We start from the raw sequence: 21,928 nt of genomic DNA, 5'->3' as shown, positions 1-21,928 counted from the left end.
GATGCCCGGATTTATGGGAGATTGCGCCCTCAGTCTGTACTTAACATGTAAGTAGGGGTGAGGGGGTGGGATCGCGGAGAGCGACGGAAGGGTCAGCCGCGGCCGACGATGGCCCGCAGTTCCCGCGTCAGCCGCGCCACGGTGGCATCCGTGCTCCGGCGATGGACCAGCGCCTCGTGCATGACCGCCTGCACCGCCAGGCTCACCTGGTCGTAGTGCGGGCTCTTCAGGCGCGGCTTGGCCGCCAGGATGCCCCGCTTCAGCGTCGGCAGGTAGGGGAAGCGGCGCACCAGCGCGGGGTCCGAGTACAGATCGGCCCACACCGGCGGCAGCGCGCCCTCGGCGAGCACCCGGCGCTGGACCGACTCGGTCGTCAGATAGGAGATCAGCTCGGTGGCCGTCTTCTGATGCCGCGACTGCGCGTTGACCGCGAGGTTGGAGCCGCCCAACGCGCTGGAGCCCGGCCCGTCGGGGCCCGGCAGCGGCACCGCGCCGAACTTCCCCGCCACCTTCGACGACGGGGCGTTGGCCAGCGCGTACGCATACGGCCAGTTCCGCAGGAACAGCAGCCGGCCGTCCTGGAAGGCCTTGCGGGATTCCTCTTCCTTGTACGTCAGCGCCCGCCGCGGGATCCAGCCCTCACGCACCCCGTCGAGGAGGAAGGACAGGCCCCGGCGAGCCGCGGGGGAGTCCACCGTCACACGGGTGCCCTCGCCCGCGAGCACCGTGCCGCCCGCCGACTGAACGGCCTCGCCGACATTGGCGGTCAGCCCCTCGTAGGGCAGGAACTGGCCCGCATAACCGTCCATCCCGTACTTGGGCGCGACCGTCTTCGCCAGATGCTCCAACTCGGCCCAGGTGCGCGGCGGCCGCGCCCCTTCCCGGGCGAGCACGTCCTTGCGGTAGTACAGCAGCCCCGCGTTGGTCACATAGGGCACGGCATAGAGCCGCCCCCGGAAGGTGGCGGTGTCCACCACGGGAGGAAGGAAGTGTTTCAGGGGGAACTGCCCGCTGTTCACGGGCTTGATCCAGCCCGCGGCGGCGAACTCCGACGTCCAGGCCACATCGATGTTCAGCACGTCGAAGCGGTCGCTGTGGGAGCGCAGCTCGGTGACCATCTGCGCACGCACCTCGTCGGCCGCGTCCGGCAGCTCTACCAGCGTCACCTTCTCGCGCGGATGCCGGTCGTTCCAGCCGTCGAGGACACCCCGCAGGTAGCCCGTGAGATCGCCGCCCGTCACCAGGGTGATCGGGCCCCGGCCGTCCGCGCCGCCGGCCGGTTCCCCGGCCTGCGCACCGGCATGGCCGGCGAACAGCAGCGAGCAGACCAGCAGAGCCCGTCCCGCGGCACGCTTCCACCGCATGGGCTCCTCCTCGTACCAGGCGTCGACGGGACACTGGACCGACAGCCCGCCCCATGTATACCTGTTAGCCATGCGGGATACTAGGTGCTGCAGGAAGATACGACGGCGACCCGGCTCACAGCCGGAGGAGTTCAGATGACCGTCAACTAGGGCGGGGAGGGAGAGGGAGAGCGTGCGGCTGCCACTCCTGGCGTTGTTGGTCAGCGGCCCCGCACACGGCTATGAACTCAAGCAGGCCCTTGAGAACCTCCTGGGCGCGGCATACCCTCAGCCGAACGTCGGCCAGATCTACGTCACCCTGGGCAGGCTGGAGAAGGCGCGCCTGATCGAAGGGGAGGACGTCGAGCAGTCGGACCGCCCGAACAAGCGCATCTACCGGATCACCGCGGCGGGACGCGAAACGGTGGACGCGTGGTTCGAAGAATCCACCGCCGAACCACGGGTACGGGACGAATTCTTCATGAAGCTCGCCCTGGCCCCCCACACCGGGACCGCAGACCAGATCGCCCTGATCAACAGGCAGCGCCGCCACTACCTCAACACCATGCGCGACCTGTCGAAACTCGCCGCGGGCGAGGACCGGGACAACCGGGTCGCGCAGCTGCTGATCGAGGGCGCGATGCTGCATCTGCAGGCGGATCTCGACTGGCTGGAGCGCTGTCAAGAGGAGTTGGAATGAACCGGGACGAGCCGTCCGGCCCGATAGTCCGGGCAGCCGGCCTGGTCAAGACCCACCGGCCGGAAGGTGCCGCGCCGGTCCCTGCGGTGCGGGGCGTCGACCTGTCCATCGAGCGCGGCGAGTTCGTCGCCGTCACCGGACCCTCGGGAGCCGGCAAGTCCACCCTGCTGCACCTCCTCGGCGGCCTCGACCGGCCCGACAGCGGTTCGCTCTGGCTCGACGGCCGCCAGGTCGACGCCTGCAGCGAGGCACGCTGGGCGGAGCTGCGCCGCAGCCACATCGGCATCGTCTTCCAGTTCTTCAACCTGGTCTCGAACCTCAGCGTCGCCGACAACGTCGAACTCCCCGCCTTGCTGGCCGGCCGGTCCCCCCGGCAGGCCCGCACCGACCGGGCCGAGCTGCTCGACGAACTCGGACTGACCGGCAAGGAGAACTGCACACCCGGCGAGCTGTCCGGCGGTGAACAGCAGCGCGTCGCGCTGGCCCGCGCCCTGGTCAACGCCCCCAGCCTGCTGCTCGCCGACGAACCCGCCGGCAGCCTGGACAGCAAGGGCACCAGGGAGGTGCTGCGGCTGCTGGCCCGTTTCCACCAGCGCGGGCAGACGATCTTGCTGGTCACCCACGACGCCAGGATGGCCAGCGCCGCGGACCGGGTGATCAGCTTCTACGACGGCCAGGTGGCCGACGATGCGCACCTCGGCGGCAGCCGGAACCGCCCCCCGGCCGGCGTGGCCGACGTCCTCAAGCTCAAGGGCTGACCCGTGCGAGCAGCAGCACGCTGGGCACAGGCGCACCTGCGAGCACACCGGCCGGCCGCCGTGCTCATCGTGCTGGCCACCGCCGGGATCACCATCTCGCTGCTGCTGGCCACCGCACTGTTCGCCTACGCGACCGACCCCTGGCAACGGGCCTTCACCCAGTCCTCCGGCGCCCACGTCTGGATCCACACCCGAGCCGGCACCGCCGCCGGGTCGCTCGCCGGACTGGACGAGGTGCGCGCCACCTCCGGCCCCTTCCGTACGGTCCGCACCACCGCGAGCCTCCAGCCCGGCGGCGCCAAGGCGACCCTGGAGCTGCGCGGAACGGCGAAGCGCCCCGCCACCGCCGCCCCGCAGATCGTCGCGGGCCGCTGGCTCGACGCGGACACCGATGCGGGCGCCACCAAGGGCATCGTGCTGGACAGTTCGGTGGCCCGCGCGATGTGGGCCAAGCCCGGTGACTCCCTCGTGCTGAGCGGCATCGCGGCACATCTGCGCGTGGTGGGCGTCGCGGACACCGCCGAGGTCGGCTTCCGCGCGGGCGAATCCCCGGGCGTGGCCTGGGTGCTGCCCCACACCCTCGCCGCCTCGGACGCGGGCGGCGACCAGCGCGGCCGCACCATAGGCCTCCAGCTCACCGACCCCGCCGACACCGACTACGTCGTCCAGCGCGCGGTCACCCGGCTCGGCGCCGACCAGATCACCGATGTCTCCACCTGGCGGCAGGCCAAGGCCGATGCCGAGGGGGACAACCAGCTCCTCGGGCGGCTGCTCGGCCTCTTCGGTCTCGGCGCGCTGCTCGCCGCCGCCCTGGCGGTGGGCGGCGCCATCAGCACCCGGGTCCGCGGACATCTGCGGGACATCGCGATCCTCAAGGCCATCGGCTTCACGCCCGGCCAGGTGGTCCGGATGTTCCTCGCCCTCCACCTGGGCTTCGCGCTGTTGGGCGTCGCCCTGGGCGCACTGCTCACCCAGGCGCTCGGCACCCTGGTCCCCGGCCGGATCGGCGAGGCTACGGCCCTGTGGCGGCAGCTTCCCGAACACGCCTGGCTGCCCTGGGTGATCTCCGGCGGTGTGGTGGTCTTCATCGGTTCGGCGACCTGTCTGGCCGCGTGGCGCGCGGGGCGGGTGCCACCGGTGCCCGTCGCCCGTGCCGCCACGGCCACCGGCGGCCGGGCATCCGGTCTCACCCGGCGGGCGCTCGGCCTCAGGGTCCCGCCGGCCCTGGTCCTCGGCTGGCGGAGCGCCTTCCACCGCCCGCTGCGCTCCTCGGCGGCCGTGGCGCGGCTGGCGGTTCCGCTGCTGCTGATCACCATCGCGCTGGGCACCTGGACCACCCTGGACCGCTTCACCTCGCACCCCGAGAACGTCGGCCTGCCCGCGGCGCTCACGGCCCGCTCCGACACCCTCGGCGAACGGGAACTGGGACAACTCCTCGCCTCCCAGCCGCGGACGACTGCCTATCCCGGAGCCGAGGTTCAGGCCCTGATACCGGGACAAACCGGGACGATCACCCTGCGCGGGCTCGGCACAGAGGCACAGCCCTACCCCTTCGCCGTCGTCGAGGGCCGCGCCGCCCACGGCCCCGACGAAGCGATCGCCGGACAGGGCCTGCTGGACCTCCTGGACGCACACGTCGGCGACTGGGTCCGGATGACCGTCGCCGGCCACCCGCACGTCCTCCACATCGTCGGCCGCAACATCGAGACCGCCGACGCCGGCCGGGTCGTTTCCACCACCCTCGACACCCTGCGCGACGACGACACCGCCGGCGCCGCGCCCGCCGGGTCCCCGCCGCCCCGTCCGGACTTCTACGACCTGGTCCTGCATGACGGCGCCGACCCCGGCGCGGTGCGCGATGCCCTGACCAAGGCGTCGGCCGGCCGTCTCGAAGTGCGGGAGATCCCCAACCCCGCCGACCAGCTGTCCGCGGTCCGTGCCGTCTCCCTCGCTCTGATCGCGGTGCTGATCCTGATCGGACTGGCCGAGCTCGCGACGACTGTCGGGGCCACCGTCCGCGACCGCAGCCGCGACCTGCTCGCCCTGAAGGCCGTCGGCCTCACTCCCCGCCAGATCACCGGCGTCATCGTCTCGGCCACCGCGTTCGTCACATTGGCCGCCGCGGTGGCCGGTACGGCGCTGGGCCTCCTCGCCTCCGAGTGGCTGATCAACCTCCAGGGCCGCACCAGCGGCTGGGGGACCGGCATCGCCCAGCAACCCGCCCCGGCGATCCTGCTGCTGGTCATCGCCCTCGCGGTGACCATCGCCGCAACCGCCTCGGTCCTCCCCGCGGCCCGCGCCGCACGACGACGGCTCGCGGACTCGGCCAGCGATCTGCTCTAGGACCTGTGGGCAGGAGCCAGGGGCGTCGTCCGGCTGATGCGGGGATCGGGAAGAGCCCTCAGCCCGTCGTCCCGTCGTCACACCCGGCGGCTGCCGAGGGCCAGGCCCCCGGGCAGCCGCCGGGGCACTCGCCCCGCCAAGCCTTCGGTCAGGTGCCGACGTAGGCCGCGAGGTGCTCGCCGGTGAGGGTGGAGCGGGCGGCGACGAGGTCGGCGGGGGTGCCCTCGAAGACGATCCGGCCGCCGTCGTGGCCGGCGCCCGGGCCGAGGTCGATGATCCAGTCGGCGTGCGCCATGACCGCCTGGTGGTGCTCGACGACGATGACCGACTTGCCGGAGTCCACGAGCCGGTCCAGCAGGCCGAGCAGTTGCTCGACGTCGGCGAGGTGCAGGCCGGCGGTCGGCTCGTCGAGGAGGTAGACGCCGCCCTTCTCGGCCATATGGGTGGCCAGCTTGAGCCGCTGCCGCTCGCCGCCGGAGAGCGTGGTGAGCGGCTGGCCGAGGCTGAGGTAGCCGAGCCCGACGTCGGCGAGCCGGCCGAGGATGCGGTGCGCGGCCGGGGTGCGGGCCTCGCCGTCGCCGAAGAACTCCTCGGCCTCGGCCACCGACATCGCGAGCACCTCGCTGATGTCGCGGCCGCCGAGGCGGTGGTCCAGCACCGAGGCCTGGAACCGCTTCCCCTCGCAGTCCTCGCAGGTGCTGGCGACGCCCGCCATCATCGCCAGGTCCGTGTAGATGACGCCGACGCCGTTGCAGGTGGGGCAGGCGCCCTCGGAGTTGGCGCTGAACAGCGCCGGCTTCACGCCGTTGGCCTTGGCGAACGCCTTGCGGATCGGGTCGAGCAGTCCGGTGTAGGTCGCCGGGTTGCTCCGTCGCGAGCCGCGGATCGGGCCCTGGCCGACCGCCACCACACCTCCGTCGGCGGCCCCTGCCTGCCCGGGCAGCGACCCGTGCACGAGTGAGCTCTTGCCGGAGCCGGCGACACCGGTGACGACGGCGAGCACCCCGAGCGGGATGTCGACGTCGACGCCCTGCAGGTTGTGCGTCGTCGCGCCGCGGATCTCCAGGGTGCCGGTGGGCTTCCGCACGGTTTCCTTGAGGGACGCCCGGTCGTCGAAGTGGCGGCCGGTGACGGTGCCGCCGGCCCGCAGCCCCTCGACGCTGCCCTCGAAGCAGACGGTGCCGCCCGCCGTACCGGCGCCCGGCCCGAGGTCGACGACATGGTCGGCGATCGCGATCGTCTCCGGCTTGTGCTCCACGACGAGCACCGTGTTGCCCTTGTCCCGCAGCCGCAGCAGCAGGTCGTTCATCCGCTGGATGTCATGGGGGTGCAGGCCCGTGGTGGGCTCGTCGAAGACGTAGGTGGTGTCGGTGAGCGACGAGCCGAGGTGGCGGATCATCTTGACGCGCTGCGCCTCGCCGCCCGACAGCGTGCCCGACGGCCGGTCGAGCGAGAGGTAGCCCAGGCCGATCTCCACGAACGATTCGAGGGTGTGCCGCAGCGACCCGAGCAGCGGCGCCACCGACGGCTCGCTGAGGCCGCGGACCCACTCGGCCAGGTCGCTGATCTGCATCGCGCAGGCGTCGGCGATGCTGATCCCCTTGATCTTCGACGACCGGGCGCCCTCGCTCAGCCGTGTGCCGTCGCACTCGGGGCAGGTGGTGAAGGTGACCGCCCGCTCCACGAAGGCGCGGATGTGCGGCTGCAGCGCCTCCTTGTCCTTGGACAGGAACGACTTCTGGATCTTGGGGATCAGGCCCTCGTAGGTGAGGTTGACGCCCTCGACCTTCACCTTGGTGGGCTCCCGGTAGAGGAAGTCCTGCATCTCCTTCTTCGTGAACTTGCGGATCGGCTTGTCCGGGTCGAGCAGGCCCGACTCGGCGTAGACCCGCACCGTCCAGAAGCTGTCGGACTTCCAGCCGGGGATGGTGAAAGCGCCCTCGGCTAGCGACTTCGAGTCGTCGTAGAGCTGGGTGAGGTCGATGTCGGAGACGGTGCCGCGGCCTTCGCAGCGCGTACACATCCCGCCGGTACGGGAGAAGGTCGCCTTCACCGCCTTCTTGGCGCCCCGCTCGACGGTGATCGCCCCGCTCGCCCGGACCGAGGGCACGTTGAAGGCGTACGCGCCGGGCGGGCCGATGTGCGGTATGCCGAGCCGGCTGAAGAGGATGCGCAGCATCGCGTTGGCGTCGGTGACGGTGCCGACCGTGGAGCGGGGATCGGCGCCCAGCCGCTGCTGGTCGACGATGATCGCGGTCGTCAGCCCGTCGAGAACGTCGACCTCGGGCCGCGCGAGCGTCGGCATGAAGCCCTGCACGAAGGCGCTGTAGGTCTCGTTGATCAGCCGCTGCGACTCCGCGGCGATCGTGTGGAACACCAGCGAGCTCTTGCCCGAGCCGGAGACGCCGGTGAACACCGTCAGACGGCGCTTCGGGATCTCGATGCTGACGTCCTTGAGGTTGTTCTCGCGCGCGCCATGCACGCGGATCAGATCGTGGCTGTCGGCGGCGTGCCGCCCGTCCGACTGCGTGTCCGTCCTCGTGGCCATGCTCATCGTGTCTCCATCTGTGAGGCGGGTCCGCCCTCGCGGTCTCCGCCGACGTCACCCGTTCGATCTAATCAGCTTCGATGGAGTACGTCCGGCTTTCGTCCGCTGCCGCCCACAGAACCCCGGGGCCCGGCCGCCCGGCGCCCCCGCCCGAGTCGTCGGACCGACCGGTCGCCGTCGCGCAGCGGTCCGCGGTCGGTCCGCGCTCGGGCACCGGAGGGCGGCGGCTCACGGGTCCTGGAGCAGCCCGAGGACATTGCCGTCGCGGTCGGTCACGGTGGCCACCAGACGGCCGCCGCCGACATCGTGCGCGGGCTCCTTCAGGGTGGCACCCGCGGCGGTGACCTCGGCGAGCTTCGCCTCGATGTCCGGCACGTGCCAGTAGGCCACGGGCGTGGTCATGCCCTGCGGTCCACCGCCCGGCACCAGCCCGATGTGCTGGCCCGCGACCTCGAAGCCGACGTAGTAGGACTCGTCGAACTGCGGCGGTACGCCGAGCAGGGCGGTGTACACCTCTTTGGCCGTCGCCAGGTCGGAGACGGGGTGCAGCACGGTCTTGATTCCCTGGGTGGCAGAGCCGGTCATGGTCGCTCCTGACGTCGTCGGCGGGTGAGGCCCCTGACGGTCACGCTAGCCGCGGCCCGGGGGCCGCGCGTCTCGATCGCCTCGGTGCCGCGCACGCCGCCGCGGCGCAGCAGTGCCCTCGTACGCGCGATGCGCCGTGTGCTCTGCTGCGCCGCGGCAGGCCGCTCCGTCCCAGCTCCGGTCCGGTCTGCTCCGCTGGTGTGAGGTGGTCAAGCCGGCAAACGCTGCCCCATGCGGTCCTAGCCGGCCGTGCCGAAGTCCTGCGTCCAGTAGTCGCCGGGCTGGGCGAGGCCGACGCCGATCTCCTTGAAGGAGCAGTCGAGGATGTTCCGCTTGTGGCCGGGGCTGGACATCCAGCCCGCCATGACCTCTTCGGGCGTGGAGTAGCCGTAGGCCACGTTCTCGCCGTAGGAATTCCAGTGGTAACCGGCGCGCGTGATCCGGTCGTCCGGGGAGGAGCCATCGGAGCCGGTGTGCGACATGTTCCGATGATCCGCCATGTCCTTGCTGTGGTCCTGGGCGGCCTTCGTCAGCTTCGCATTCACGGTCAGCGGGGAGCACCCGGCCTTGCTGCGCTCCTTGTTGACGAGTTCCACCACCTTGGCCGAGGCGCCGGATGCCGGGGCGGCGGATTTCGAAGTGCTGGGCGTTTTCGAGGCGCTGGTGGTCTTGGCGGCGCCGGCGGAATCCGCGGGCTTCTCAGATGTGCCCGCGCTCGACCCGTGGCGCCATTTGGCTTTCGCCTGCCGATGATCGAAGGATGCATTCTGCCAATGGCCGTGATGCCGGCCGGCTTCGTTCTCCTGACCCAGGCAAGCCATGGCGGCGGAGGGTATGCCCACGGCTCCGATGGCCAGGGCGGCGACGGTTATCTGCCGGTAGCGCCGCGTCCTGCGATGTTTCGTCATGCGTGACCTCACTCGGTAATTGCGGAGCGTCCCGGGCGCGGCCGGTTCTGTGCAATTCCCGCGCCTGAGCTGCGGAGACGCCTTGCGGCTCGTCATTCTTGGCGCCGCTGCGCAGACGAGGCAACAAACTCCGGCTACTACTTCGCTTCGTAGTGCCGACCGACTCTTGTCATGAGTGCGGGAGCATGCTGATGAGGATTCGGGATCTTCCGGCAATTCCTGTTGCCCCGTCAGAACCCCTTATGTGCTCGCCGCGCGGCCAAAAGCACGGTGCGGACCGAATGCCGCTTTCCCGTGCCCGAAGTATTCGTAGGCCAAGACGGACAAGTCTCCTATGTCGCCGGAGCGTCATCTACTATCCGGCTTAGTTAGTACCGGAATGCGCTATGACGCATATCACGGAACCGGGTAATTCGTGGTGGGAACCATGCAGCGCGCCACCGCGTCCACCAGGGCATCCGAAGATCATGAACATCATGTACGTCGACGGGGGACCCGGCTCATGACGCAAACGGCCACTCGCTTCCTCTACCTCGCGCGGCACGGGGAGGCTTCACCTGACGAGAGCGAGCTGACGGACCGCGGCCGTCGCCAGGCCGTACTGCTCGGAGAGCGGCTTCGGAGCGCACCCCTCTCGGTGTGCCATCACGGTCCGCTCCCACGGGCGGAGCAGACCGCCCGGCTGGTCTGCGCCCAGCTCGACGACGTTCCCCGGTGCGTATCGGACCTGGCCGGGGACTACATCCCCTACCTGCCGCAGCGGCCGGAGCTGCCGTCGGAGTCCGCGGACGGCATGCTCGGCCGCCTGGCTCAGTTCCCGGCGGCGGAGCGAGAACACGGTCCGGGGCTGGCTCGCCAGGCCCTCGCCCGCTTCGCCGGGCCGGTCGCCGGTGACGAGCCGCGTCACGAACTTCTCGTCACCCACAACTTCCTCATCGGCTGGCTCGTCCGCGCCGCCCTCGACGCGCCCGAGTGGCGCTGGATGGGTCTCCAGCACGCCAACGCCGCACTGACCGTCATCCGCTACACGCCCGGCCGCCCCGCCTCCGTGGTCTTCTACAACGACATGGGGCACCTTCCCGCGGAGCTTCGCTGGACCGGCTTCCCGCCCGACGTTCACCCCTGAGAGCGGCGGCGCCCCCGCTCACAGCCCGGCCAACTCCTGGGATGCGTACGGGACTTCTCCGGCACCCAGGCTATGCCCGGTCGGCCGCTCCCTCACCCCGCCGCTGTCGGGGGCAGGCCCGGTGAGCCCGCCCCCGACTCGCGAGCAGCCACGACGCCTGTCCTGCTGCGTACCTCCGTGAGCCTCCGGCCGGCGCCCCCCTCCGGGTGTCTGGCGTGCTTCCCGCGTCCGTCATGCGTCGCGACGTACATTGCCGTGGGGCCCGCGTCGGCCCACCTCACGAGATCGGACATGTGCCATGAACTGCTATGACTGCGCGACGAGCGACGGAAACGCCGCCGCGGTGGCGATCTGCCGGAACTGTGGCGCCGCACTGTGCGACCGGCACGCCTGGTCCGCCCCGCAGACCGTGGTCCGCGTAGCGGGTGTGGGGCAGAGCACCTTGCCGGAGCCGGCGCGGCGCATCGTGTGCACGGTCTGCCGAGGCGCGACTCAGTTGGCCTGAGCCCCGCCGGATCCGGTCGTGGCCAGGGTGCCGGGCGTGCGGCGGTGGCATGATGCGGTCGATGACGACCTTCGTACTGATTCCGGGTGCGGCATGCGACTCGTGGCACTGGCATCTCCTGGAGGAGGAGCTGCGCGCCCGGGGCCGTGATGTGGTGAGCGTGGATCTGCCGTGCGAGGACGAGGCGGCCGGCCTGGACGAGTACGCGGATGCGGTCGTCCAGGCGGTTGCGGGCCGCAGGCGGCTGACGCTCGTGGCGCACTCGTTCGCCGGCTTCACCGCGCCCCTGGTCTGTGCGCGAGTGCCGGTGGACCTGCTGGTGCTGCTGGCGGCGATGGTGCCATTGCCGGGTGAGGCACCGAAGGAGTGGTGGCGGGCGACGCGTCACCCGGACTCCCGGGTCGGACGGGCCGGACGGGACGCGCAGCGGGCCGGCGCGGACCCGGCCGTGGAGGGCCTGCCCGAGTCCGCTGTGCCGGGTTCCGCCGCGGATCCGTTCTTCCAGGACCTGCCGCCGGGACTGGCGGCCGAGGCGGCGGTCCGCTGGCGGCGGCAGGCCGAGACCCCTGCCGCGCGCCCCTGGCCGATGGAGGCCTGGCCCCCGGTCGCCACCCGGTTCCTGTTGTGCCGTCAGGACCGACTCTTCCCGGCACCGTTCCTGCGTACGGTGGTGGCGGAGCGCCTGGGGGTGTCGCCCGACGAGATGGAGGGCGGGCACTTCCCGATGCTGTCCCGCCCGGCCGAGCTGGCTGACCGGCTGGAGGGCTACAGCCGGTCAGCGGCGAGGTGACGACGTCATGAGTGGGCTTGCGCGAGCCGGCCTATACGAGGCAGCCGGCAGAGGCCGGCCTGCACGAGCCGGTCAGCGGTTCCCGATCGGCCGCTCGGCGGGCGGGGCGGCTCAACGCTCCTTGACGCCCGTCGCGTTCCATGAGGGGAGATGCGCCAGGGCGGTGATCACCGGCACCGGCAGGTACGTGGGCCACTTGGGGCGGGTCGCCTGGTAGGCGAGGTACCCGAGCGAACGGCTCGCCCGCACCTCGTCCGGCGTCTCCGCCTGGTACACCAGCCGGCAGCGGCCCGAGGCGCTCTTGGCACGCTTCCACAGCGCCGGTGCGGGCTTTCTCTCCGCCTCGGTCCGGGGGGTGAAGATCCGGTCGCCGAAGTCCGACCAGGCGAACGGGGTGGGGTCGGCCCAGTCCTTGTCGATCACCTTCTTCAACTCCGCCGCCCGTTCCGCGTCGGTGGAGCCCCACGAGGACGGCACGTTGGTGATCAGGCCGACGGGGATATGGCGGGCGCGCAGCGCACGCAGGTACCGGGCGGCTCCCGGCATGTACCGCATGCTGTTGTCCTTGGCCGTGTGTACCAGCGTTTCGCCGAGGTCGAAGTACACCACGACGCACCCGCCGGCCCGCCCTCCTTCCCCGGTGGTGCGCGATGCGCCCGCGGCGGCTCCCGCGAGGGGCACGCTTAACGCTGCCGCGCCGCCCAGGGCGAGCAGTGTGCGCCAGGTGACTCTGCGAGCCGATGTCTTCTTCATGGAGGATGCCTTTCCCGTAGGGGGGCATCCGATCGTACGCGCCATGTGCACGTCAGCGGTGGGTTCGGCGCAGTCGGGCCAACGGATCTCGGCCTTCCTCGCGACCGGGACGGTGCGGGACGTTGGTGCCGCATTCCCGCGGCAGAGTTTCTGCCGCTCACGGTGTGGCGACGGCTCCGGTGGGCACACGCGCCGTACGGCCGGGGCCATGCCGTCCGGCCTCGCGGCGCCGCCGCGCAGACCTGTCCCCGATGTCTCCGACGTTTTTCCCCTGTACCCGATGTCCCGACGGCGATCCGCAAAGGCCACCATGACCATTTCCCGCGTGATTCCCCCGGCTCTGGCCGTAGCGGTGCTCGTCGCTCTCGCGGTGTCGGGGCTGCAGCCCCATGACCGGACCACATGGATCATGGAGACCTGCTGGGTGATGGTCGGCCTGCCGCTGCTGGTCGCGGTGTGGCGGCGCTTTCCGCTCAGCCCGCTCCTGTGCTGCCTGCTCGCCGTGCACGCACTGGTCCTGATCGTCGGCGGCCACTACACATACGCCGAGGTCCCCTTGGGCCACTGGCTGCAGGACGTACTGGACCTCTCCCGCAATCCCTACGACCGGATCGGGCATCTGATGCAGGGCTTCGTGCCCGCCATCCTGGTCCGCGAACTCCTGGTCCGCACCTCCCCGTTGCGCCGCAGCGCCTGGCTGGCCCCGCTGACGGTGTGCGCGTGCCTGGCCTTCAGCGCGTTCTTCGAGTTGATCGAGTGGTGGAGCGCGCTGGCCGGCGGGCATGCGGCCGACGCGTTCCTCGCCACTCAGGGGGACGCGTGGGACACCCAGTGGGACATGGCCTGCGCCCTCCTCGGAGCGATCGTCTCGCTGCTGCTCCTGAGCCGCGTCCACGACCGCCAGCTCGCGCGTCACGGCACCGGGGGGAAGGACCGGAGCACGGGCCGGCAGGCCGCCTCCGCCTGACCGGGCTCCGGGAACCTGTCGTCATGCGGGACGCGTGTACGGCGCAAGGGGGAGGACGGGCGGTGGACGGCGAACGGCCCCCGTCCTCAGCCCGATCTCCGCGAGGAATCCCCGGGGTGGGGCCTGCTCCGCGACGCGCTGACGTTCCCTCAGGCCCGAGCGGAGAAGGGACAAGCCCAGTCCGCCGGCTTGCGCCGGCCCGAGTAGCGCCGGGCCTCGGAGAGCTGCTCGTACTCGACGAGGTTGGGGTTGATATTGCCCTGCAGCTCGATGTCCTGCTTGCGGATCTTCTCCTGCAACCGGTCCCACAGGCCCGCGGCCTTTATCCGGTCGAACTGGGCGTGGGAGTTGAAGGCGAGCATCGGGAAGGGCGGGCGCCGGCCGATGCGGCTGTGCGTCTCGTGCAGTCCGATCACGAAGAAGGGGTGCCCGGCGACGCTGTACGCGAAGGCGCCGGACGACGGGTCGCGGTCGTAGCCGTCGGCCCAGGGGTGTGTGAGGCTGTCGTAGTCGTGGACGGCCTGCAGCTGCTGCCACATCAGCGTCTCGAACTCGACCTCCTCGACGTTCAGGGGCCCCGAGAAGGTGGCCACGAAGCTCGTGAAGGGCCTGGCGGCCCAGTCCACCCCCTCCACATACGTCTGAAGATCAGCTGCCATCTGCCGGGCCGCCTCGTCATCACCGAACCACGTGTAATGGCGATGGGTAATGCCCCCCTGTCGCCATGCCGAACGGCCGGCCAAGCAGGGGAAGGCGTCGCCGAGGAGGAACCGACCGACTTCGGCGGCGGCATCAACTTCGGTGGCGGCGGAGGCGTCAACCGTCATATGTTTCGTGACCTTCGGTGAGGGGGGCAACACCCCTGGTGGGGGCCCTGCGGTGTGGGACCCTGGCAGTCAAGATCGGGCAGGGCCGGTTCGTCAAGACTCGGCCGTGTCACCCTCCTGCGACTGCCCTCACCGACGGCGTAAGCGCCATATTTGCGGCGATATGTCCGAATCGAGCCGTGGTGATGTCGCGGCCGCCGGACGGTTCGCTCTCCCTGCAGGGCTTCTTGTCGATCTTCATCGTCTCAGAAGATTCGGGCACATGATCGCCAGGGCGGGCCCCGGGCGGCGCCACGTCCCGCGCCGCCGGGCCCCTCGGTGAGCGACCGCTCCCCGACGCGACCTCCGGAACCCGACCGCTCCGCCTGCCGGTCGCCGAGGCGATCCCCTCGTACCACTCGCGCCCGGTGCGACCCGCGCCGGGCGCGCTCCGTCTTCGGTCTGTGAGTGGCAGTCGGCAGGCGGGAGCGGGATCCCGGTCAGGCCCGGGCGGCCGCGGCCTCCTCAGGGGCGCCCGCGGCGTCGGCTGCGCGGTCCTTGGCGCCGTCCTGAGGGGCGGCGGGGGTGGAGTAGAAGACGCTCCGTCCCTGCTTGCTGCGGTGCGCCAGGCCCTTCGAGACGAGTGAGGTCTCCAGGGTGTTGCGCACCGCGGTCTCCGGTGCGGTGTGATCCGGGTGTTCCTGCGCCAGCAGCTTCGTCAGCTCCGTGACCGTGCGCGGCTGCTCGTCGAGCAGGCCGAGAACGCGGTCGGCGCGGGTGGCGTTCCGCTGCCGGGCCTTGCCCCGGGCCGGTGTGGCCTTCCGTGCCTTCTTCGCGCTGCCCGCCGTCTTGGCCGGGGCCTTCTTCGTCGGCTTGCCCTTCGGGGCGGCAGGCTTCGCGCGTCGTGCCGCGGGCACGGTCGCCGGCTTGGCCGCCGCGGTGTCGGCCTCCGGCGGCTGCGGCACGGCCACCTTTTCCCGCGGGCCCGAGTCGAGGTGCTGCTGGAGGTCCTCCAGCTTCGTCCGGAGCTTCTGCAGTTCGTCGATCTCCTTCGCGATGCTCTTCAGCTTCGCAGCCACCTGCACGGCGAATTCCGAGTCTGACATGAAAAAGCCTGCTCTCTCTTGCCTGATCGATCTGCGGTTGGCTGGATGTTACTCATCTCGCTCCGCAATTAACCCGGTACCGCACCCTTTTATCGCCACACCCAGGGCGCCGACGGTCGACTCCACAGCCGAACAAGCCCATGGTCACGGGGTGTTCGGATGCCGCCCAACCCTTCTGTTGCAGTCAAGAAAAGGGACTTGAATGAGCCATACGGGCCGTGAACACGGTCCCACGCAGTGTCAACGAAGGTGCCGAACTCCGCCCGGTTGTCACTCCTTTGAGTCGTTGCTCCGGTGGATCGGTCCGTCAGGGTTTCGTGCGGATCCGACACGACCGCGGACTCATCACCGCGTCTTCCGCATCGCGGCCTCGTAGCCACGCCTCATGACCGCCTCCTGTGACCGGCATCTGAGTACGGGTACTCATGCGCTTTCCCCCGCCGCACCGAAAGGTGGGGTCGGAGGTGGGGAGATGGAGGGGACCGGGGCGGACCGGGGGCGCCGAGTCCGTGGGCGGGGCGCCCGTGCGTGCGGACTGCTGCTGGTGTTCGTCCTGGTGGGGCTGGTGTCGGCATGCTCCCGCGAGTCGTCGGAGGAGAAGCTGCGGACGCAGGCCACGTCGCCCGGAGCGGAGTCCCGCAGGGCGGTGGAGGAGCGGAAGATGCGGGCCCTGATCGAGCGCCTGACCGCTGTCGAGGGCCTGGAGCATGTGCTCACGCGCCTCACCGACTCCTGTGCCGAGCCCCACAACGGCTCGGTCTTCGAGGGCAACCGCTCTCCGTACGTCCTCAGGTGCGGTATGCGGGCCGTCGCCTACTTCGGCGTCCGGGGAGACATCACCGCCGTGCTGCCCCGGATCCGCGTGGCCGGCGTCGCGACCTGGGGGCCGCAGGACGGCCAGGGGCGGGACATGCCCTACGCGGCCGGCACCGTGACGTATGCCCTCGACTATCACCGTGCGCACGGCCGACGGCCGGACGGCAGCCTGCTGCCCGCGCCGACGCTCGTGGCCCCGGGGCTGCGGATCGACTGGGACCGGCCCGGCCCGCCGCTCCCGAACCGGGTCGCGGAGCCCGCACCGTGCCCTGCGGCCGGGTCCGGCATCTACCAGCGCTGCTCGACCGTCCCCAAGGCCCCTCCGAGCGTGGCGGCCGCGCGGGCCCGGTACGGCACCGTCCTGGCCTTCGGCCTCGGCGACGGCTCGGCGGCCTCCTCCGCGTACGACTACTTCACCGTGCCCGGCCCGGCGTGACCCGCCGACCGGCCGGACGTGACTCGCCGCAGGTGCCCCCTCGGATGGCCCGGCACCGCATGCGCCGCACCGCGACCGGTTGTAGGACGGAGCCGACGGGTGTGGCGGCGGGAGGAGGGCTCGGGATGAACATCGTCGTCGATCTCAATCGATGTCAGGGCTATGCGCAGTGCGCCTTCCTCGCTCCCCGGGTGTTCACGATGCATGGCGAGGAGGCCCTGTCGTACGCCCCGGCCGTCCCGGAAGACCAGCAGGAACATGTGCTCCGGGCCGCGGCCGCGTGTCCGGTGCAGGCGATTCTCGTGGGCGAGGAGGCGGGCGCCGATGCAGGGTGAACCACGCGAAGGCCGCATCGTTGTCGTCGGTGCGTCGCTCGCGGGGTTGCGGGCCGCCGAGGCGCTGCGTGACGCGGGGTTCGTCGGCTCGCTGACTCTGATCGGGGAGGAACCGCAGCCCCCGTATGACAGACCGCCGTTGTCGAAGCAGGTCTTGCTCGGAAAGGTGTCGGCGGACAGGACGGGGCTGCCCCAGCGCCGCCGGGTGGACGCGCAGTGGAGACTCGGGGTGCGCGCCATCGGGCTCGATCCGATCGGGAAAGAGGTGCTCCTCGCCGACGGCGAGAAGGTGCCCTTCGACCGGCTGCTGATCGCCACCGGAACCCGTGCCCGGCCCTGGCCGAAGCCGGCCGAGGCCACCTTGGACGGGGTGTTCACCCTGCGCACCGGCGAGGACGCCGGCCGTCTTGCGGAGCGTCTCGACGCCGGGCCGGAGCGGGTCCTGGTCATCGGCGCCGGTTTCACCGGTTCGGAGATCGCCTCCGCCTGTCGGGAGCGCGGTCTTGCGGTGACGGTCGCGGAGCGGGGTCCGGCGCCGCTGGTCGGTGCCCTCGGGGGCACGCTGGGTGCGCTCGCCGCGAAGCTGCAGCGCGCGCACGGCGTCGATCTGCGCTGCGGGGTGACTGTCACCGAGTTGGAGGGCGACGGGCGGCTCACCGGCGCGCGGTTCTCCGACGGCAGCCGGATCGATGCGGACGTCGCCGTGGTGGCCCTCGGGGCGGTCCGCAACACCGAGTGGCTGGCCGAGTCGGGACTTGCCGCGGGCCCACGAGGAGTGACCTGCGACGCGGGGTGCCGTGCCTTCGACATGTACGGGATCGTCACCGACGACGTCTTCGCCGCCGGTGATGTGGCCCGCTTCCCGCACCCGCTCTTCGAGTACCAGTTGCTCTCCCTGGAGCACTGGGGCAATGCGGTGGCCCAGGCCGAGGTCGCGGCCCACAACATGGTCAACCCGGGGCCACGCAGACGCCCGCACCTGACCGTACCGGCGTTCTGGTCCAGTCAGTTCGGCCTCAACATCAAGTCGGTCGGCGTACCCACCTTCTCCGACCAGGTGGTCATCGCCCAGGGGTCGCTCAAAGACGCCCGGCTGGTCGCCGTCTACGGCTACCGAGGACGCGTCACCGCGGCGGTGAGCGTGAACCAGGCCAAGGCGCTGGAGTACTACGAGCGGCTGATCGAGACGGCAGCGCCGTTCCCGCCCGCGCCGGGAGCCGCCGACCGGATCGAGTCCCCGGTACCCGTCCCCTCCGACGTACCGGATCCGAAGACGCTGTCGCACGGTCCGACCGTCGCCCTCACCGGTCATCTGCCGGACCGACGCCTGACCCTGGTGCAGCCGGCCCGCTGAGACCGCCACTCCATAGCGATGAGGAGCCCCCGCGCATGGCTGCGGACACCCTGTTCCACCGGATCACCGACTACGCGCATCGTGCCGACCCCTACCCGTTCTACGCCGAGCTCCGCGAGGCGGGGGTGGCGCGGCAGGAGGACGGCAGCTACCTGGTCGGGACCTACCACGAGATCGAAGCCCTGCTGCACGACCCTCGGATCAGCTCGGACCGCCGCAACCGCACCGTCCCGGACGAGACCGCAGCCGCCGAGCAAGGGCTCCCGCCGGCCTTCATCGGACTCGACGACCCCGAACACCACCGGCTGCGAAGACTGACGATGCGCTCGTTCGGCCCGCCCCACACGCCGGACCGGATCGCCGGCATGCACGACGAGATCACCCGGATCGTCAAGGACCTCCTCGCCGGCTTCGTGGACAAGGAACGGATCGACGTCGTCGACGACTTCGCCTACCCGCTGCCCGTCACGGTGATCTGCCGTCTCCTGGGCGTACCCATCGAGGACGAGCCACGGTTCCGTGCCTGGTCGGACGCCATCGTCGCGGGGATCGACCCCACACCGGGGGAGGACCCCACAGAGCGTCCGCGGGCCGCGGCCGAGGCCCGGAAGGAGATGGGCCTGTATCTCGGCGAGCTCGCGGAGAAGCGCCGGGCCCATCCGTCGGACGACATGCTCTCCGCCTTCGTCAGCGACAGCGCCGACGGGCAGCTGACGCCGCTCGAAATCATGACCACGTCCGTGCTGCTGCTCATCGCGGGTCACGAGACCACCGTCAACCTGATCACCAACGGGGTCCTCACCCTGCTGCGCCACCCCGATGAGCTGGCCCGCCTGCGCGGCGAACCCGCCCTGATGCCCCGGGCGGTGGAGGAACTGCTGCGCTACGAGCCGCCCGTCCAGATGCTCCCGCAGCGCACGCCGCTGGCCGATATCGAGGTCGCGGGCGTCACCGTCCCGAAGGGCGCGCCCCTGATCCTGATGCTCGCGTCCGGCAACCGCGACCCCCGGCGGTTTTGTGACCCCGACCGCTTCGACCCGACCCGCGAGGACAACCAGCACCTCGGCTTCGGCAGCGGCATCCACAACTGCTTCGGCGCCCCGCTCGCCCGTCTGGAGGCGCAGATCGCCCTCCACGAACTCATCCAGCACCTCGACACGCCCCGTCTGGTCGAGGACCCGCCTCCCTACCGCCGCAGCCCCGTCCTGCGCGGCCCCCGCCACCTGCTCCTCGCACCCGGCCGGGACGATGCCCAACGGGGCCGGTAGGGCGGGTTCTCGGGGCTGCCCGGTCCCAGGGTGGCGTAGTCGTAGGGCAGGCCGGTGGCGTCACCGGCACTGCTCCCGGACCTGCGGTGATATGCGATCCCGTCGGCGACCGCTCCGGCGCGGAAATGGATGGCCCGGCTCTGGAGCGGGTTGCGATCATGGGTGGGCTCGTTCGTCCACGTCGTGAGGAAGCTTCATGGTGCCTGCCGTTCCTGCCGATCCGACCGTGTTGCATCCGATGCCCGGGCAGCCGCGGGTGGTGCTGTTGAAGCCGCTGGTGACCTCGCCGTTGATCGAGGTGGGGGAGTTCTCCTACTACGACGATCCGGACGACCCGACGGCGTTCGAGACCCGCAATGTGCTGTACCACTACGGGCCGGAGAAGCTGGTCATCGGGAAGTTCTGTGCGCTGGGGGAGGGCGTGCGGTTCGTGATGAACGGGGCCAATCACCGTATGGACGGCCCCTCGACGTTCCCTTTCCCGATCATGGGCGGTTCCTGGGCCGCGCACTTCGACCTGATCACCGGGCTGCCCGGCCGGGGCGACACCGTGGTCGGCAACGATGTCTGGTTCGGGTACCGGGCCATGGTGATGCCCGGAGTCCGCATCGGTCACGGCGCGGTCATCGCGTCCGGTTCCGTCGTGGTCGATGATGTGCCGGACTACGGGGTCGTCGGCGGCAACCCCGCCCGCCTCATCCGGCGCCGCTTCGACGACGCGGACATCGCCAGGCTGCTGGCGCTGGCCTGGTGGGACTGGCCGGTCGAGCACCTCACCGAGCACCTCCCGGCGGTCATGTCCGGCAGCATCGACGAGCTGGAGGCGGCCCGGCCCGGGAAGCGGTGACCGGGCTCCGGAGCCGGCTCGCTCCGGGGTCGGCCCGGGGTGGTTCGTTCGTCGGGAGCCGAGTCAACTCCGATGTGAAGAAGGGGAGTTCACGGCTGGGGCAGTCCGGGCCCCATGCAGTGCACGTCGGCTCGCGGAAGGGTTCCGTCGAGCAGGTACGCCGCGGCCGTACCGTCCACGCAGGTGTTGCCCCGGCTGGCGAACACCCCGTGCGAGTAGTCGTCGTGCAGGGCGACCAGGCGTGAGCCGGGCAGTCGTCGTTGCAGCGCCCGGGCGCCTCGGATGGGGGTGACGGGATCGTGGGTGGAGGCGATCAGCAGGACCGGCGGGGTGTCGGGGCCGCCGAGCGGCGTACGGTGCGGGGGCCGGTGGTGCCAGTAGGCGCACACCGAGGCCTCCATGCCGGTGAGTACCGGCTGGGGGTCGAGTCGTCGCATCCGCCGTATGCCGGCCGTGATGCGGGCCGGCGTGGGAGCGGGACCGTCCGCGCATTTGACCGCGCGGTTGGCGGCTTCGTACGTACGTGAGGCGGCGTCGTCGAAGGGCTCCGCCGGGCGCAGCGGACCGGTGGTCCCGTCGCGCAGATACGCCCGCAGGCCGTCGGCGAGGCCCGCCCAGCGCTCGGTGCGGCCCAGCGCCCGGTACACGGCGCGGTCGAACTCGGCCGCACCGAAGCCGTCCACGGGGTGCGTCGCGAGCCCGTCACGCACCCGCTGGTACGCGGTGCGCACCGCCGCGCCGTCGGCACCGAGTTCGAAGCGCTTGTGGTGCCGGGCGGCCCAGGCGAAGAACACCGCCCGCTGGCGCAGCAGGGCCCGGCTCTGCAGCAGGTCGAAGTCGTACCACGCCCAGGGGCCGACGACGCTGTCCAGCACCATCCGGCCGACCCGGTGCGGGAAGAGGGCGGCGTAGGCGGCGCCGAGATAGCTGCCGTACGAGACGCCGAGGAAGCCGATCCGGGGTTCGCCGAGGGCCGCACGCAGGGCGTCCATGTCCCGGGCGGTCTCGGTGGTCGACAGATGCGGCAGGGCGTCGGCGACGTGCCGGGCGCAGTCGTCCGCGGTCCGGCGGAGGGTGCCGAGGTAGGCCGTCTCGGCCGTCCTGTTCTCCGGGACCGGGTCCGGTCCGGGGGCGTCGAAGAGGCCGCCCATCGGCCCGCAGTCCGCGGGCGCGCTCGCGCCGGCGCCGCGCGGGTCGAAGCCGATCACGTCGTACGCGCGCCGTACCCGCTCTGGCAGTTTGGCGCGCTTGGTGACGGCGTAGGGCAGGCCCGAGCCACCGGGCCCGCCCGGGTTGACCAGCAGGACGCCGCGCCGCTCGGAGGCCGGTCCGGACGCGCGGACACGGGAGACCGCGATGCGGAGGTGTGCGCCGTCCGGGCGACTGCGGTCCAGCAGCACGCTCAGGTGGCCGCATTCGACGCGGGCGGGGGCGGGCGGCGTCGGCACGGAGTCCGGACAGGCGCCGAAGTGGAGCACGGATGCCGGGGGAGCGGCGTGTACGGGAGCCGCCGGGAGCAGGGCGGCGGTGGCCGTCAGGGCGCAGAGCAGGCCGGTGCGGTGTACGGCAGGAATCACGGATCTCGCCTTCGGGAGGGGCGGCGGAGGGTGCCGCTGAACATGGTGGCGATGAAA

Annotated in this window: 20 protein-coding genes; 12 read left to right on the top strand and 8 right to left on the bottom strand. The window is 71.2% G+C overall.

Annotation, left to right across the window (positions count from 1 at the left end):
• Positions 1-92: 92 nt before the first annotated feature.
• The gene (locus Scani_RS17505) at positions 93-1,364 is read right to left on the bottom strand and encodes an ABC transporter substrate-binding protein (protein WP_159482184.1); all 1,272 of its coding nucleotides are present in this window, start codon (positions 1,362-1,364) and stop codon (positions 93-95) included.
• A 172-nt stretch (positions 1,365-1,536) separates the two neighbouring features.
• Here Scani_RS17505 and Scani_RS17500 point away from each other — a divergent pair, with 172 nt between their 5' ends.
• From Scani_RS17500 to Scani_RS17490, 3 genes are read left to right on the top strand one after another with little or no spacing between them, the layout of a single operon-like run.
• Positions 1,537-2,043 (top strand): PadR family transcriptional regulator, encoded by a 507-nt coding sequence (locus tag Scani_RS17500; RefSeq protein WP_159476913.1) that lies wholly within the window; start codon positions 1,537-1,539, stop codon positions 2,041-2,043.
• A complete protein-coding gene (locus Scani_RS17495; RefSeq protein ID WP_159476910.1) occupies positions 2,040-2,801 on the top strand; it encodes an ABC transporter ATP-binding protein in 762 nt (253 codons plus the stop codon). The genes Scani_RS17500 and Scani_RS17495 overlap by 4 nt, the downstream gene beginning before the upstream one ends.
• Before the next feature lie 3 nt (positions 2,802-2,804).
• Entirely contained in the window at positions 2,805-5,144 is a 2,340-nt protein-coding gene (locus tag Scani_RS17490; RefSeq protein ID WP_159476907.1) for an ABC transporter permease, read from the top strand.
• Between the two features lie 148 nt (positions 5,145-5,292).
• On the opposite strand, the gene Scani_RS17485 is transcribed toward Scani_RS17490, so the two are convergent.
• From Scani_RS17485 to Scani_RS17475, 3 genes are all read right to left on the bottom strand, one after another.
• Positions 5,293-7,698 (bottom strand): ATP-binding cassette domain-containing protein, encoded by a 2,406-nt coding sequence (locus Scani_RS17485; protein WP_159476904.1) that lies wholly within the window; start codon positions 7,696-7,698, stop codon positions 5,293-5,295.
• A gap of 222 nt (positions 7,699-7,920) precedes the next feature.
• Positions 7,921-8,277: a VOC family protein gene (locus Scani_RS17480; protein WP_159476901.1), complete on the bottom strand. Its 357-nt coding sequence runs from the start codon at positions 8,275-8,277 to the stop codon at positions 7,921-7,923.
• Positions 8,278-8,516: 239 nt separating this feature from the next.
• The gene (locus tag Scani_RS17475; RefSeq protein ID WP_159476899.1) at positions 8,517-9,185 is read right to left on the bottom strand and encodes a CAP domain-containing protein; all 669 of its coding nucleotides are present in this window, start codon (positions 9,183-9,185) and stop codon (positions 8,517-8,519) included.
• A gap of 502 nt (positions 9,186-9,687) precedes the next feature.
• Between Scani_RS17475 and Scani_RS17470 the strand changes: the two genes are divergently transcribed.
• The 3 genes from Scani_RS17470 (at position 9,688) to Scani_RS17460 (ending at position 11,606) form a co-directional block, all read left to right on the top strand.
• Positions 9,688-10,311, top strand: a complete 624-nt coding sequence (locus Scani_RS17470; protein WP_159476897.1) for a histidine phosphatase family protein — start codon at positions 9,688-9,690, stop codon at positions 10,309-10,311.
• 298 nt (positions 10,312-10,609) lie between these two features.
• Positions 10,610-10,816 (top strand): DUF2180 family protein, encoded by a 207-nt coding sequence (locus Scani_RS17465; RefSeq protein ID WP_159476895.1) that lies wholly within the window; start codon positions 10,610-10,612, stop codon positions 10,814-10,816.
• 61 nt (positions 10,817-10,877) lie between these two features.
• Positions 10,878-11,606, top strand: a complete 729-nt coding sequence (locus tag Scani_RS17460; RefSeq protein ID WP_159476893.1) for an alpha/beta fold hydrolase — start codon at positions 10,878-10,880, stop codon at positions 11,604-11,606.
• 111 nt (positions 11,607-11,717) lie between these two features.
• Here Scani_RS17460 and Scani_RS17455 read toward each other — a convergent pair whose 3' ends face one another.
• Positions 11,718-12,359: an HAD family hydrolase gene (locus Scani_RS17455; RefSeq protein WP_246295951.1), complete on the bottom strand. Its 642-nt coding sequence runs from the start codon at positions 12,357-12,359 to the stop codon at positions 11,718-11,720.
• Positions 12,360-12,669: 310 nt separating this feature from the next.
• On the opposite strand from Scani_RS17455, the gene Scani_RS17450 reads away from it, so the two are divergent.
• A complete protein-coding gene (locus tag Scani_RS17450; RefSeq protein WP_159476891.1) occupies positions 12,670-13,326 on the top strand; it encodes a DUF2238 domain-containing protein in 657 nt (218 codons plus the stop codon).
• A 149-nt stretch (positions 13,327-13,475) separates the two neighbouring features.
• On the opposite strand, the gene gntA is transcribed toward Scani_RS17450, so the two are convergent.
• Positions 13,476-14,153: a guanitoxin biosynthesis heme-dependent pre-guanitoxin N-hydroxylase GntA gene (gene gntA / locus Scani_RS17445; RefSeq protein WP_159476889.1), complete on the bottom strand. Its 678-nt coding sequence runs from the start codon at positions 14,151-14,153 to the stop codon at positions 13,476-13,478.
• Between the two features lie 479 nt (positions 14,154-14,632).
• A complete protein-coding gene (locus Scani_RS17440) occupies positions 14,633-15,238 on the bottom strand; it encodes a hypothetical protein (protein WP_159476887.1) in 606 nt (201 codons plus the stop codon).
• A 472-nt stretch (positions 15,239-15,710) separates the two neighbouring features.
• Here Scani_RS17440 and Scani_RS17435 point away from each other — a divergent pair, with 472 nt between their 5' ends.
• The 5 genes from Scani_RS17435 to Scani_RS17415 all read left to right on the top strand — a co-directional run bounded on the left by Scani_RS17435 (position 15,711) and on the right by Scani_RS17415 (position 20,294).
• Positions 15,711-16,490 carry a hypothetical protein gene (locus Scani_RS17435; protein ID WP_159476885.1) on the top strand — a complete coding sequence of 260 codons (780 nt, stop codon included), beginning with the start codon at positions 15,711-15,713 and terminating at the stop codon, positions 16,488-16,490.
• Between the two features lie 125 nt (positions 16,491-16,615).
• A complete protein-coding gene (locus Scani_RS17430) occupies positions 16,616-16,825 on the top strand; it encodes a ferredoxin (RefSeq protein WP_159476883.1) in 210 nt (69 codons plus the stop codon).
• Entirely contained in the window at positions 16,815-18,179 is a 1,365-nt protein-coding gene (locus tag Scani_RS17425) for an NAD(P)/FAD-dependent oxidoreductase (RefSeq protein ID WP_159476880.1), read from the top strand. Before Scani_RS17430 ends, Scani_RS17425 begins: the two co-directional genes overlap by 11 nt.
• A gap of 35 nt (positions 18,180-18,214) precedes the next feature.
• Complete coding sequence (locus tag Scani_RS17420) at positions 18,215-19,447, top strand: cytochrome P450 (RefSeq protein ID WP_159476877.1); 1,233 nt, start codon at positions 18,215-18,217, stop codon at positions 19,445-19,447.
• Positions 19,448-19,643: 196 nt separating this feature from the next.
• Positions 19,644-20,294: a CatB-related O-acetyltransferase gene (locus Scani_RS17415; RefSeq protein WP_159476855.1), complete on the top strand. Its 651-nt coding sequence runs from the start codon at positions 19,644-19,646 to the stop codon at positions 20,292-20,294.
• Positions 20,295-20,383: 89 nt separating this feature from the next.
• On the opposite strand, the gene Scani_RS17410 is transcribed toward Scani_RS17415, so the two are convergent.
• Complete coding sequence (locus tag Scani_RS17410) at positions 20,384-21,871, bottom strand: alpha/beta hydrolase (RefSeq protein WP_246295950.1); 1,488 nt, start codon at positions 21,869-21,871, stop codon at positions 20,384-20,386.
• Positions 21,872-21,928: the final 57 nt, after the last annotated feature.

Source organism: Streptomyces caniferus, assembly GCF_009811555.1.
GTDB classification, from domain to species: Bacteria; Actinomycetota; Actinomycetes; order Streptomycetales; family Streptomycetaceae; genus Streptomyces; species Streptomyces caniferus.
The sequence above is the reverse complement of the archived record's forward strand: the minus strand, read 5'-3'. Positions and strand labels throughout refer to the sequence as shown.

What these genes read in the sequence shown, in the direction of transcription:
- Scani_RS17425 (WP_159476880.1), top strand. Translation starts at nt 16,815, where the DNA reads ATGCAGGGTGAACCACGCGAAGGCCGCATCGTTGTCGTCGGTGCGTCG.
- Scani_RS17430 (WP_159476883.1), top strand. Translation starts at nt 16,616, where the DNA reads ATGAACATCGTCGTCGATCTCAATCGATGTCAGGGCTATGCGCAGTGC.
- Scani_RS17465 (WP_159476895.1), top strand. Translation starts at nt 10,610, where the DNA reads ATGAACTGCTATGACTGCGCGACGAGCGACGGAAACGCCGCCGCGGTG.
- Scani_RS17505 (WP_159482184.1), bottom strand. Translation starts at nt 1,364, where the DNA reads ATGCGGTGGAAGCGTGCCGCGGGACGGGCTCTGCTGGTCTGCTCGCTG.
- Scani_RS17420 (WP_159476877.1), top strand. Translation starts at nt 18,215, where the DNA reads ATGGCTGCGGACACCCTGTTCCACCGGATCACCGACTACGCGCATCGT.
- Scani_RS17450 (WP_159476891.1), top strand. Translation starts at nt 12,670, where the DNA reads ATGACCATTTCCCGCGTGATTCCCCCGGCTCTGGCCGTAGCGGTGCTC.
- Scani_RS17485 (WP_159476904.1), bottom strand. Translation starts at nt 7,698, where the DNA reads ATGAGCATGGCCACGAGGACGGACACGCAGTCGGACGGGCGGCACGCC.
- gntA (WP_159476889.1), bottom strand. Translation starts at nt 14,153, where the DNA reads ATGACGGTTGACGCCTCCGCCGCCACCGAAGTTGATGCCGCCGCCGAA.
- Scani_RS17460 (WP_159476893.1), top strand. Translation starts at nt 10,878, where the DNA reads ATGACGACCTTCGTACTGATTCCGGGTGCGGCATGCGACTCGTGGCAC.
- Scani_RS17415 (WP_159476855.1), top strand. Translation starts at nt 19,644, where the DNA reads ATGGTGCCTGCCGTTCCTGCCGATCCGACCGTGTTGCATCCGATGCCC.
- Scani_RS17495 (WP_159476910.1), top strand. Translation starts at nt 2,040, where the DNA reads ATGAACCGGGACGAGCCGTCCGGCCCGATAGTCCGGGCAGCCGGCCTG.
- Scani_RS17470 (WP_159476897.1), top strand. Translation starts at nt 9,688, where the DNA reads ATGACGCAAACGGCCACTCGCTTCCTCTACCTCGCGCGGCACGGGGAG.
- Scani_RS17455 (WP_246295951.1), bottom strand. Translation starts at nt 12,359, where the DNA reads ATGAAGAAGACATCGGCTCGCAGAGTCACCTGGCGCACACTGCTCGCC.
- Scani_RS17480 (WP_159476901.1), bottom strand. Translation starts at nt 8,277, where the DNA reads ATGACCGGCTCTGCCACCCAGGGAATCAAGACCGTGCTGCACCCCGTC.
- Scani_RS17435 (WP_159476885.1), top strand. Translation starts at nt 15,711, where the DNA reads ATGGAGGGGACCGGGGCGGACCGGGGGCGCCGAGTCCGTGGGCGGGGC.
- Scani_RS17440 (WP_159476887.1), bottom strand. Translation starts at nt 15,238, where the DNA reads ATGTCAGACTCGGAATTCGCCGTGCAGGTGGCTGCGAAGCTGAAGAGC.
- Scani_RS17475 (WP_159476899.1), bottom strand. Translation starts at nt 9,185, where the DNA reads ATGACGAAACATCGCAGGACGCGGCGCTACCGGCAGATAACCGTCGCC.